The 12,310-nt window shown below is 34.1% G+C and carries 12 protein-coding genes; 1 reads left to right on the top strand and 11 read right to left on the bottom strand.

Going from position 1 to position 12,310, the window contains the following annotated elements:
• Positions 1-41 precede the first annotated feature (41 nt).
• A complete protein-coding gene (locus tag DFR79_RS02995) occupies positions 42-1,310 on the bottom strand; it encodes a methyl-accepting chemotaxis protein (RefSeq protein WP_166637955.1) in 1,269 nt (422 codons plus the stop codon).
• A 233-nt stretch (positions 1,311-1,543) separates the two neighbouring features.
• On the opposite strand from DFR79_RS02995, the gene DFR79_RS02990 reads away from it, so the two are divergent.
• Entirely contained in the window at positions 1,544-2,347 is an 804-nt protein-coding gene (locus tag DFR79_RS02990; RefSeq protein ID WP_133514023.1) for an HD-GYP domain-containing protein, read from the top strand.
• A gap of 46 nt (positions 2,348-2,393) precedes the next feature.
• Here the strand turns inward: DFR79_RS02990 and DFR79_RS02985 are convergent, their stop codons facing one another.
• From DFR79_RS02985 to DFR79_RS02940, 10 genes are all read right to left on the bottom strand, one after another.
• Positions 2,394-2,942, bottom strand: a complete 549-nt coding sequence (locus tag DFR79_RS02985) for a DJ-1 family glyoxalase III (RefSeq protein WP_133514022.1) — start codon at positions 2,940-2,942, stop codon at positions 2,394-2,396.
• A gap of 65 nt (positions 2,943-3,007) precedes the next feature.
• Positions 3,008-4,351 carry a mechanosensitive ion channel family protein gene (locus tag DFR79_RS02980; protein ID WP_133514021.1) on the bottom strand — a complete coding sequence of 448 codons (1,344 nt, stop codon included), beginning with the start codon at positions 4,349-4,351 and terminating at the stop codon, positions 3,008-3,010.
• 92 nt (positions 4,352-4,443) lie between these two features.
• The gene (locus DFR79_RS02975) at positions 4,444-5,487 is read right to left on the bottom strand and encodes an inorganic phosphate transporter (protein WP_133514020.1); all 1,044 of its coding nucleotides are present in this window, start codon (positions 5,485-5,487) and stop codon (positions 4,444-4,446) included.
• 23 nt (positions 5,488-5,510) lie between these two features.
• Entirely contained in the window at positions 5,511-6,167 is a 657-nt protein-coding gene (locus tag DFR79_RS02970; protein ID WP_133514019.1) for a DUF47 domain-containing protein, read from the bottom strand.
• Positions 6,168-6,172: 5 nt separating this feature from the next.
• A complete protein-coding gene (locus DFR79_RS02965) occupies positions 6,173-6,775 on the bottom strand; it encodes an HAD family hydrolase (protein ID WP_133514018.1) in 603 nt (200 codons plus the stop codon).
• Positions 6,776-7,090: 315 nt separating this feature from the next.
• A complete protein-coding gene (locus DFR79_RS02960) occupies positions 7,091-7,669 on the bottom strand; it encodes a hypothetical protein (RefSeq protein WP_243727693.1) in 579 nt (192 codons plus the stop codon).
• Between the two features lie 2 nt (positions 7,670-7,671).
• Entirely contained in the window at positions 7,672-8,409 is a 738-nt protein-coding gene (locus DFR79_RS02955; RefSeq protein ID WP_133514017.1) for a hypothetical protein, read from the bottom strand.
• 182 nt (positions 8,410-8,591) lie between these two features.
• Positions 8,592-9,143, bottom strand: coding sequence for an ECF transporter S component (locus tag DFR79_RS02950; RefSeq protein ID WP_133514016.1), 552 nt, complete (start codon positions 9,141-9,143; stop codon positions 8,592-8,594).
• Positions 9,144-9,297: 154 nt separating this feature from the next.
• Positions 9,298-11,199: an SEC-C metal-binding domain-containing protein gene (locus DFR79_RS02945; protein ID WP_133514015.1), complete on the bottom strand. Its 1,902-nt coding sequence runs from the start codon at positions 11,197-11,199 to the stop codon at positions 9,298-9,300.
• A 175-nt stretch (positions 11,200-11,374) separates the two neighbouring features.
• Positions 11,375-12,307: an AEC family transporter gene (locus tag DFR79_RS02940; RefSeq protein WP_133514014.1), complete on the bottom strand. Its 933-nt coding sequence runs from the start codon at positions 12,305-12,307 to the stop codon at positions 11,375-11,377.
• Positions 12,308-12,310 lie beyond the last annotated feature (3 nt).

Here is a 12,310-nt window from a genome sequence, read left to right as displayed (position 1 = left end):
CGGTTAAAGTGCCAATTCTTTTTTTATTTTCAGAATAACTCTTAACCTAAATAATTAGTTTGTTCTACTAAATCTTCTAACATAGCTAAAACTTCTTCTGTCCCTCCAGCCTGTTCTTCTGCTCCAGCTGCAAAGTCTTTACTTAACTCTTCAATCTCATCAAGCGTTCTGTCTAATCTATTACTTTCTTTAATATTTATATCAAATTTATCTGAAGCAATTTCAAAACTATTTAAAACTTCTTCATTTTGAGCAGATACTTCTTCTGAATTTGCTGATACTTCCTGAATTGAAGCACCTGCTTCTTCAGTTTCAGCTGCCTGATTTTCTGACAATTCATACATTGAATCCATTGATTGATATACTTCGGCAGCATTTTCCGTTATTTCATTAAAAATAAATTCTACAGTTTTCCCTTTATTTTTAGCCCCTTTATTTTCTCTTAAAAAATTCTTAACCTGATTAGCATTAACAGTTATTTCATCTAATATGTTTTGAACTTCAATAGTTGCCCCATTGCTTTTTTCAGCTAACTCTCTAATTTCTTCTGCCACCACTGAAAATCCTCTACCTGCTTCTCCTGCTCTTGCTGCTTCAATTGCAGCATTTAAAGCTAAAAGATTTGTCTGATCAGAAATTTCTAAAATAGTATCAGAAATAGAATCTATATCGTCAATCTTTTCCTGAAGTTTTTCAGTTGCTTTTAATGTTTTCTTTAAAATTAAATTACCTTTATGTATTAGCTGATTGGTTTCTTTCATCTCTTTTCTACTGGTCTTAGCTTCATTTCTGATTTCGAGAGAGTTTTCTGCCAGGTTTTCAATAACTTCAGTTAATTCCTCATTTGCTTTAGCTATTTCTTCTACTGCTGTTGTTGTTTCACTTAAGTTATTATATATATCTTTAAATTCTGAACTAGTCTGGTTATTAGCTTTGTTCACTTTTTTTACAGACTTTATACTTTTAGTTAATTCTTCATCTAAATCTTCATTACTGGCAGCTATTTCCTCAGAAGCTGCTGCAATATCTTCTAAAGCCGATTTACTATTTTTAGTAGCTTCTTTAATTTCTTCTAATCTATAATTTATTTGATTGTTAATTAATTTAATAATTAACAGAGAAAATATAACTGCAATTATTGAAATTGTTATTGGCACAGACAAGGAAGCAGCATCCAGAGAAGTCCTATAAATGTTATAAATCGAATAAATACTGATCAGTAACACCAGTGTAAGCATTATAAAATATGAAAGTTTGATCTGTTTTTTTAATGATAATTTATCTAATTTAAACGTCTTTTTCTTCGTCAATATTTTTGCACCCCTTTTTTAAGTTAAATTAATATACACAATTAGAGTATATTATATTTAGGATTTTAAATCATTAATTTATTACAAAAAAATGTTACAATAATTACATATTATACTATTAAAATAAAATATAATGATATTTGTTACAAATTTTGTTCGATTTATTTTAAGTGTTGAATTAATTTTCTTTTTTTAATAAAATGATAAAAGTGTAATTGAAATGAGGTATATAAATGAGTAATTTTAAAGACCGTTTGAGGACATTAAGAAAAAATATGGATTTAACTCAAGATAAATTGGCAGATAAACTAAATTATTCCAGATCCACTATTGCTCAATATGAAAGAGGTATTAGAATCCCCTCCAATAACTTCTTAATTGAAGTTGCTAATTTTTTTGAAGTCTCACTGGATTATTTAATGGGGTTAAAAAATGTTGAAACAAGAAAAAAAAATAATAAATTAAATGAATCCTTAATTTATGCTTTGAGTAAAATGCATTCCACAAAGATTTTCTATAAAAATTTTTTTTCACAGAATGTAGCAGCTCTTGCCCTTGAAATTGGAAAATTTTTGTCTTTATCCTCTAAGAATTTAGAATTATTAAACATTGCTGCTTTGCTGCATGATATTGGTGAAATATATTTACCTTCAGAAATTATTAATAAAAATAGAAAATTAACAGAGGCAGAATTTAAATTAATTGAAACACATCCTAAACTCAGTTATGATCTTTTAAAAGATGTTAAATTTGATCCAAAAATAAAAAATATTATTTTGCAGCATCACGAAAAAGTTGATGGCTCAGGTTATCCAGAGGGATTAAAAGGAAAAATGATATTAAAAGAGGCTAAAATTATTACAGCTGCTGATTCAATTATTGCAATGCTTTCTGAAAGACCATATCGAAAAGCATACAGTAAAAAAGAAGCTCTAAGAATTTTAGCTAAAAATAAAAATATAAAATATGATCCAGAAATTGTTGAAATCTGTATTGAAGTTTTTAAAAATAATATTTTTTCATTAATTAATGATTAAAAGCCACCCCCAATTTATTTTAATTGAGTGTGGCTTCATAAAATTTTTATTTTTTAACCAGCATTGCTTCTTCCAGATCAGATCTTTTCTCAGCATCAAGTAAATATTCAACAATTGTTAAAGCAAATTCCATGGCAACCCCTGGTCCTCTACTGGTTATTATATTACCATCAATTACAACTCGTTCTTCCCGATAATTACAGGAAGGCATTTCTTCATCAAAACCAGGATAACTGGTTGCATTTTTTCCTTTTAAGATCCCGGCAGCTTCCAGAACTATCGGACCTGCACAGACTGCTGCACAGAGTTTGTCTTCCTCATAAACTTCTTTAATAATCTTAAGCAGTTGATCACTGTCCCGTAAATTAGCTGCTCCCGGCATTCCACCAGGCAAAACTACAGCCAGTAAATCAGCAGCTTCTACTTTTGAAATCTCAGTATCTGTTTCAACCTTTATTCCATGATCTCCTTCAATTTTATTACTTCCAATTCCAGCCGTCAGTACATCAAGTCCGGCTCGACGAAGAACATCAATATTTGTGACCGCTTCAATTTCTTCAAAACCAGGTGCTAAGGGAATTAATATCTTAGCCATAAATTAGCCTCCTTAAATTTTTTTGTGCTTATTTAAAGACTTCTCTATAATTATTTTAACAAAACCTAATTATTATTCCTTTCTTTATCTTCTGAGTTAAGTTCTTTATTTTGATTTAAAAAATTACTTAAATCATCAGGCAGAGATTTTAAGTGATAATCTCGCTGTGGAAATGGAATTTCAACATTATTTTCTTTAAAACTATCCCAGATAGAAAGCAGTACCTGACTGCGGACATTCTGAATCCCATTTCGGGGATCACTGATCCAGAAACGGAGCTCAAAATTAACAGAGCTGTCGCCAAACTCAATCAAAAGCACATTTGGGGCCGGATCTGTTAAAATTCTTTCCTTTTCTGTAATAGACTGCATCATTAGTTCCTGCACCAATCTTAAATCACTACTATAAGAAACTCCTACTTTTGCCTCAACTCGGACCAGTTCATCACTATAGGACCAGTTAATTACTTGTTTTGTTATAAAGTCTTCATTCGGAATTAAGAATTCTTTACCGGAACGAGTTACTACCGAAACAAAACGAGTATCCAGTTTTCGAACCCAGCCATAGACATCTCCTATTTCTACCACATCACCAGGTTTAATTGATTTATCTGCCAGAATAATAATTCCACTGATAAAATTAGAGACGATTTTCTGCAGTCCAAAACCTAACCCAACACCAATAGCACCACCGAGAAACGCAAAGGCGCTTAAATCAACACCAACTCCACTTAAAGTAAATAAGATTGCAGAAGTAAAAATTAAAAATTTAGCTATCTTATTTAGTAAAACTTTTATAGAAGGTGTCAAATCATCACTACTATCAATTCTCTTTGTCACCAACCGACTTAATTTTCCAGCCAGCCAGAATAAAATGCTAAAGATCATTACTGTCTTTATAATTAATAATAACGAAATTCTCAGGTTGCCGCTGTTAAAAGCTAAACTATCTAACAAATTAAGTGTCTCCTGATAAATATTAAGTATCCTTAAGGCTGCAATTATCCAGATAAAAGCGGAAAGAAAACGAAACATCCTATTGCGTGGAAAAAATAGGGTTAGAGCCTTAACTATCAGCCAGGCCGATACTAAATTACCAGCAATACTGATAATTACACTTGGCAGATTAAAAGAAGCAGCAATAACATAATAAATACCAACCAGAATCATTAAAATTAAAGGATATAACAATTGATCAATTATTCTAAACCTTTTTCTCTCATTTAAGGCCTCAATTTTATCAAGCAGTTGATCAACATGTTTATATAATAATTTAGTTAAAAAATAAGTAGCTACTAATAAAAATAAAAAAAGCAGCAGTTCAAATAAATTAGACCAGACTAAAAAACTATTTTCAATTTTGTCTATTAAAATAGCTATATAATTTTCAATTTGAATTCCTTCAAACATTTAACCACCTCTTTAAATCCTGATTTTCTTGTTCAGACTTTAATTATTAAATTTAAGTTAATATTAAAATCAGCATTCTATTTCTATGATTTTTAAACCACTGATCTGATAAAAACATTCTGCATAAAAAATAATAAAATAAAGGAAATAACTGCCGCTGTAATTGGGGTTAATATCCAGCCAACTCCAATTTTACCGAGCAGTTTAAAATTAATATTTCTTCCTCCTTTAGCAATTCCCAGACCCAGAACAGCACCGACCACCGCCTGTGAACTCGAAACCGGAACCAGTGGTAAAGAAGGCAAACCCAGCATTATCAAAAAGTTTTTCAGGGCAGCAGAAGCAAAAATAAAGAGAGTGGTAGAACTGGCAAGCACAACTATAAAAGCACCAATAGGAGAAATATCCATTATATTGGTACCGACAGTAAGCATCACCTTTTTAGAATAGCTCACAACTCCTACAGATATTGCAATACCACCAAGTAAAAACAGCTGCTGGGCACCACTAAATGTTAGAAAACCAATATTATAAGCAGGGATCTCCATAATTCCGATAAAAACTCCCATCACATTGGCTATGTTATTGGCTCCCAGAGAATAAGCTCCAAAAGCGCCTACAATTAATAATCCCCACCTTGTATAAAAATCAAGATGCAGCAGATGTATTTTTGCATTATTTAACCACTTTTTAAAGATGAAATATAAAACTACTGCAAAAAAAGCTGATAAAACAGGTGAAAATATCCAGGCACCTACAATTTCTCGTAATACTCCTAAATCTGTAGCCAGACCTGAATAAAGATTCCAGCCGATAATTCCCCCAACAATTGAATGAGAGGTTGAAACTGGCAGACCTAATTTAGTCATCCAGTAAACTGCAACTGCTGCTGCAAAGGCCACAACAAAGGCTGCAGGTAGTGTTCCCACCTGGCCTAAAGCTCCCAGAGTATGAGAAGCTCCAGCTCCACTAACTACTGAACCTAGAATCACAAAAATCGTCATAATTAAAGCTGCAGTTGAAAATTTAACCATTTTACTGCCAACTGCTGTTCCAAAAATATTGGCTGCATCATTGGCTCCCAGGGACCAGCCTAAAAAGAGACCGCTGGATAGGTAAATAATAACTTCAATCATTTTTTACACCACCATTTACTGATTTAGATTTTCCTTTTGACAGCTGCCACTAATACTTCTTCACTTATCATTTCGGCCTGATCAGATAAGGCGGCGATTTCTTCAATAAAATATCTTAACTGCAGCTTATAAGCTATCTCAACTTCCTGGCATTCCTCCGAAAAAATTCTTCTCTTCAATCTCTCCTCATTTTTGTCTGCCTCATGTTCAAAAAAATGAACTTTATTTACATAATCATTAACCTGGGCAATTTCTTCAAAGAAAGATCTAACTGCTTTGACCAGCATATCAACTGCTTCCGCACTGTTTTCCACCAGCTCTAAAAAATCACTTTCCAGTTTAGCAGGAATTATCGGTTTCTCTATAGAAATTTCATAAATCACTTCCTTTGCCAGATCAGTAATAGTATCAATTTCTTCAATAATATTTAAGACATCAGCTCTGGAGTCAGGAATCAGCATATACTTATAAAGCTTGTACTTAATATCTTTTTGATGTTCATCAGCATCATTTTCAATTTCTTTAATATCTGTCAGTGCTTCTTCAAAAATCTCAAAATCTTTTTTGATATATCTTTTTAAATCTCTTTTAAAAGTTAAAGCCCCCTGATTAACCAGGTCTAAATATTCAGTGATTTCAATTTCCAGCTCTCTGGAACGGCCAAATAAAATATGAGGCATTTTTGTCACTCCCTGAGGTATAATTTTAACTCTTCTTCTAAACTAGCTGCATCTTTAAAATGAATGACTCTGATCCCCTTTTTAAGGGCTGCTTTAATGTTTGCTTTAGAATCATCAATAAAGAGTGTTTCTTCTGCTTTTAAATTAAATTTATCTAAAAGATGTTCATAGATTTCAAGCTCAGGTTTAATCATCCCAATATCTGCTGAAATTACCTGACCATCAAAATAATTGAAAAACTCATATTTGCTGCTGACATATTCAAATGCTTTCTGATGAAAATTAGATAAAATATATAAATTAAAATCTCTGTCAGCTAATTTTTTTAAAATTTCTAAGCTATCTTCCTTTAAAGTAAGCATTTTTTCCCACTCTGCCATCACAGCTGCAATTTCGTCTTTTAATTCAGGATTGCGCTGCTGCCATTTTTTAACTGCCTGCTCCTGAGTGATAGTTCCCCGATCAAGCAGCAGCCATTCTTCTGTCTCAAAAATTTCTGCCCTTAATTGGGCTTCTATTTCCCCATTGTAGCCCAATTTATTTAAATAACTCTCAGGTTCAAAATTGAGCAGTACATTACCGAGATCAAATATTATATTCCTAATCATTATCTTGCCTCCATCTTGATGGTACCGGGTACTTGTAAATTTTTACCAAAATATATTCAGCTCAATATGGCAAAAATTTACAAGTACCCGGTACCTAAATATCTTCTTAATATAATATTCTAGCTTAATTAAAGTTCTCCTGTTTATTAGCAGATAATTAAGTATATCTTTTAATATTTAAAATAAATTAAAACCCTGCCGGACTTATTATCAAGTCAGAGCAGGGTTTAATTATCTTTAGTGATTTTATTTATGCTAGATTTTATATTACTAATTCTATCTAAGTAATAATAATTAAAAAAAGCTTTAATTACTTTACTCTATTTCTGCTTTCATTTTTTCTATTAGTTTATTGAAACGTTTATTAAAACTTTCCTGAAATTCTGATACCTTTTGAGCCAGCTGCTGTCTCATCTGAGCATTCATTCCATTCTGGCCCTGCTCATTCCCAGCTTGAGCAGCCAGAGGATTCTGGCCCTGGCCCTGAGCCTGCTCCAGATGCTGTTTTACCTGCTCATCCAGCTGCTGCTTCTGAGTTTGATACTGCTGCTGCAGGCTCTGAGCCTGAGTAAACTGTTTTTCAAAAAAGGTAGTATTTCCCCCCTCTTTAAGTGATTCAACAGCAACAACAGCTTCTTTGCGCCTTTTTATCTGCTCAGAAGAATTACGAAGTCCAATTGACTCAATTAACATCAGCTGGGCTTCTTTTAAATATTCTTGCTCTTTATCTTCCAGCTGGTGCCATAAACCTTCAGCATCCATTTCTTCTTTAAAAAATGGAGCCATAATTTCTTTTAGCTCTTCTCTGATTTCTAAAGAATTGACATCCTCATCTCCTGCACCATAAACTTCATCTGCTCTTTCCATTGCAATTTCATAAGCACTTTTCATCATTATCAGTCCTCCCTAAACAGATCAAAAAATCTATCCTGATATGCATTAAAAACTCCCCAGCGATCAAGTTCCCTTTTCAATTTTGAAGGATCCTCATCACCATTTTTAACCATCTCAAACATTTTTTCGATCTCTTCACTGGCTGCGATTGGCAGTCCTTCGAGATTTCTGGTAACTACAGAGTAGCCCTTATCATCTGTGCTCAAAAATCCTTTTTCCTCATAATCAGGAAGCTGAGATTTATAGGCACTTTTGAGCATTAGAGTCTGAATAAACTTCATCAGCGAAACATCCCAGAGCTCATCTACTCCCTTGATAATTACAGTTAAACTACTGTCATCTTCATCTATATCTTCTCTTATTTCTGCTTCGGCAGCTTCAATTTCTCTAGCAATAGTAAATGTACTAATCGATTGTTTTTTATAATTCATCTTATAAAGCAATCCAGCAAGATCGGGATTTTCCTGAGCTATGATCTGCATGGCATCCTTTGCTTCACCACTAAAACCGCTCATATTTATCATATAATCCGGTGTTAAAAGCTTTGGTTTCTCCCAGGTGATTTTTCCTTCTCTCACCTTTGTTTCTGGACCTTCCTCCGGAAATTCATCCAGATAATATGGCTTGCTGAGTACATAATAGTGAAGAGTTGTATCATGTTCGGTAGAAATTAAATCGTCTGGCTCAAGCAATATCTCGGTATTCTCCAGTACTTCTTTAATTCTTTGCTTATCTTTCATTTTTAACTCCTCCTCTCAAGCCTCAATGGAGTTGATTACAACTCCTAATCTATATATTATATTATACATTAAATGGAGTAATGAAGTCAAAAAAGTTGCTTATTGTGAATTATTTCTTTGGTACCAATATATTATCTTACTGACAAAAAAGACTGGAGTTAAGCCCTCCAGCCTTTTTATTGTTAACTATTTTTTTGAAAGTTAATTAAAGCTTTACCGATGATTAAAGAAAATACCGCCGCTACTATAATTTCGGGAATCCCATTTGTAAATGCTACTGCCCAGGCAGCACTCGAAGGTAAATAGCCCCGATAAACAGCTAAAGACAAAACTCCAACTGTATTGACAATAGTACCAACTGCTCCCGCCAGAATCAGAGAAGTACTCTGATTGAAGTTCTTTGTCGAACGATAAGCATAATAGGCAGCAACTCCGATAAAAAGCCGCGGCAAAACAGCAATAACCGGATCAGCAAAAATTGGATTAGTTGCTCTGATAAAACTGAAAACCCCAAAGATTAACCCAATCAAAAGTCCAACTATTGGTCCCTCAATAATACCTCCTAAAATGGCCGGTAAATGCATTATAGTTGCATGACCGGCTGCACTGGGCCAGGGAATTAACCCCAGTCCTGTAGCACCTAAAATAATAGAAATAGCTCCCAACATACCAGCAATTACAATCTGTCTTGTTTTGAGTTTTATTTTCTTTTCCTCCCATCCCAGTCCATTGATCCAGGTGGACTAAACTTATTGTATTTAACAGCTTTTACTGGGTGCAGCTCTTAATTTTAAGATTCCGCCCCTGCTGTTATAGCTATATTATAATAATAATCGACTTGAATAACAAGTGTTTTTAGGGATTTTTTTAAACTCTATTTATTTTAACTTATCTTTTTTCTGTCAGCTTTTTTAAATAATTGATAATTACCTGATCAACTTCCATTGCTTTAAAGTGTTCTATCAGTTTATCTTCCTTAAAGTAGCGGAACAGTCGAACCAGATAGCTCATTACCTTATTACGCTTGCTTTCCCGCATCAATTGACGGTGGAAAAGTTCTGTTCCCATTTCATAATAGTTGAGCTTTAAAGCTGCAATTAGTCTGTAAAAATCCAGATACTCATCATCTAAGAATTTTCCGTGTGGAATCTCTGTTAAAATTGGAGCTGGATCCGCAAATCTAAGGATAGTCTCATAATAAGCAACTGTATCAAAATAACTTTCTACAGCTGCATTCTTAACTGCCTTAATCAACTCTTCTTTTTGCTCCTGCTCGAGTTCCGACTTATATTTTAAGAGTCTTAATTTAGCATAACTTAAGGCTGGAGTATCAACACCTGCAGCTTCAACTTCTGCTATAACTTCTTTTAACTCCTGAGTGGTCATTTCTCTACCCTGATCATAGATTGTTTCCTCTCCATCCAGAGCAGCCAGACTGATAAATAAACGGTTATTATAGACATCTTTTTTCTTAATTTGATCAATTAAACCTGCATCAATTAACTCCAGCAGTTGATTGAGAAGCAGTTTTTGATAATTTCTGGCCTCTTCACTTTCAATTAACATCATTAAACTTGCCAGCAGATTATCCTCTTCTTCTAGTAGTGCACCGAAATCCCGGACAAATCCAGCTAAATCCTGATCATCTCCGTGTTCAACTAAAAATCTTAAATAATCAGAAGCTACCTGCCAGTTATGGAAGTGGCCATCTTTTCTACTTTTTTCAAGGGTGAAAGCAGTTTTGATCTTTTCTTCCGCCGCTTTTAGCTTACCCTGCTGAGAATCAGCCAGGAATAGAAGCCTTAAGAAATCAGGGTTTTTCATATGCTCCGCTGCCAGTTCATCTGCAAATTCGGAAAAATTATTATATAATTCTGCCGCCAGATAGCGAGCCAAAATATCAAGGGCTATCTGAGAATTTTTAGGAGGCAGGTCTTTAATTTCGTTTAATAATTCTCTACCTTCACCCTCAGCTGCACTCATTTTGAGATTATCCAGCTGCTGAAAAACATTAAATATTTCTGCTGCTTGAGATAAGGCTTCTTTTTTCTTCAGTTCTTTATTTTCAGCCAGATTAAATCTCTCTTCAATAAAATTATCTAAAAATGAAATTACCCGCATCTGTCTGTATTCTTTAAGTTCTTCATAATATTTTTCAAAAAGGCTTAATGCACTGACTACATCATCTAAATCCATTAAAGTCTCCAGCCGGAAAACAATCAGCTGTAAATTTTCAGCATCAATCTGCATTGCTCGATTAATGATGTCATTAACCCGCTGAAAGTTCTGTCCCTTTTTATAAACCTCAGCTAAAGCAATCAATAGAGGAATGCTTTCTCCCTTTTCCTCTAAAGCCTGACGCACAACTGACTCCGCTTCATCAATTTCTTCCTGGTCAAGCATGATATTTACCAGTGGTGAAATAAATGCTTGATCCAGATCAGTTCCCATCAGCTGCCAGGCATGTCTTAAATATTTCCCTGCCTGCTGATAATTGTTGCTCTGTAAGGTATAAACAATCAAGGGGAGCAGAAATCTATGTTCCAGAGGATAATTTTCTACAGCTTCTTTGAGTAAGCTTAATACTTCTTCCTCGTTTTCTGCCTCTTTAACTGCCTCAAAATATTCTTCGACACTTTGATCCGGATTGCTGCGGGCACAGCATTTTTTGAACTTTTTGCCACTGCCGCAGGGACATGGTTCATTGCGGCCAATACTATAAGAGCGAACCGTATCTTTTTCCCGTCTTTTCGCTATACTTTCTTTTAGACCTTTTAATCTTTTATCCATCTTTTTCCCAACCTTTCTTCACCTGAGCTAATATTTTTTACAATAATAAAGCTCCATCAAGCTAAAAAGCTTCTGGAGCTCAATCAATTTTTTATTTAAATTTTCATCTCTTTTAATTATAGCAGAACAGCAGCTTTATTTAAAGTTATTATTAACATAACGGAACTTATATTTTCTAAAACAAAATTCCAGAAAGGTAAATAACTGCTGTTAAAGTTACAGCACTCAATAAGGTAGTTGTTAACACAACCTGGGAAGCAAAATCAGGTTCATTATTAAATTCAACTGCGATTAAAGCAGTATTAACTGCAGAAGGAACTGCCGAAGAAATAAATAAAACCCGGGCCATTACTCCCTCAATTCCCAGTAAGTGAATCAAAATAAATGCAACCAGTGGGCCCCCAATTAAGCGGCTGAAACTGGCAAGGTAAACATCCAGATCCTCCAGCTCCAGTTTTGCCAGCGAAAGCTGAATACCTAAAGTCAAAAGAGCTACCGAAATCAGGCCATCATGCATATATTCAAAAGCAGGCCAGAGAAAAAATTCAGTTAAATCAAAGGGAACCAGCTTTAATAAGAGAGCAGTGATAACAGCATATAAACTGGGCATTTTAGCTGTGGCGATAATTGTGTTTTTGACATCCATCTGGCCTCGGCCGGCATTATAAAAGCCGATAGAATTTGTAGTCAAATTTTGAACCATCAAGACCATAATTTGAATTGAGACTGCATAGACTGCATATTCAGTTCCGGCAAAGACAAGAGTAATCAGAGGTATCCCAAAATTCCCTGAATTATAAAACATAACCGAATTTTTAAAGGCACTTGCTCTTGCCATTTTATAGCCTCTAAATTTTGCCATTAAAACAGCCAGCAGAGTCATTGCTGCTAAAAAAGTAAAGGCATAGACTATTGCTCTCATTAATTCAAATTGAATTTCGGTCTGGTAAACTTTGACCAGGACCAGGGCCGGCACGAAAACATAAAAATTCACTTTTGAGAATGAATAAATATCAAGTTCAAATGTTTTTTCCAGCACATAGCCCAGACCAATTATAAAAAAGATAGGTGCTATATTATTAATTAAAATGAAGAAAAAGACATCCATTAA

This window comes from Halanaerobium saccharolyticum (assembly GCF_004362045.1).
In the GTDB taxonomy this organism is placed as follows: Bacteria; Bacillota; Halanaerobiia; order Halanaerobiales; family Halanaerobiaceae; genus Halanaerobium; species Halanaerobium saccharolyticum_C.
The sequence above is the reverse complement of the archived record's forward strand: the minus strand, read 5'-3'. Positions and strand labels throughout refer to the sequence as shown.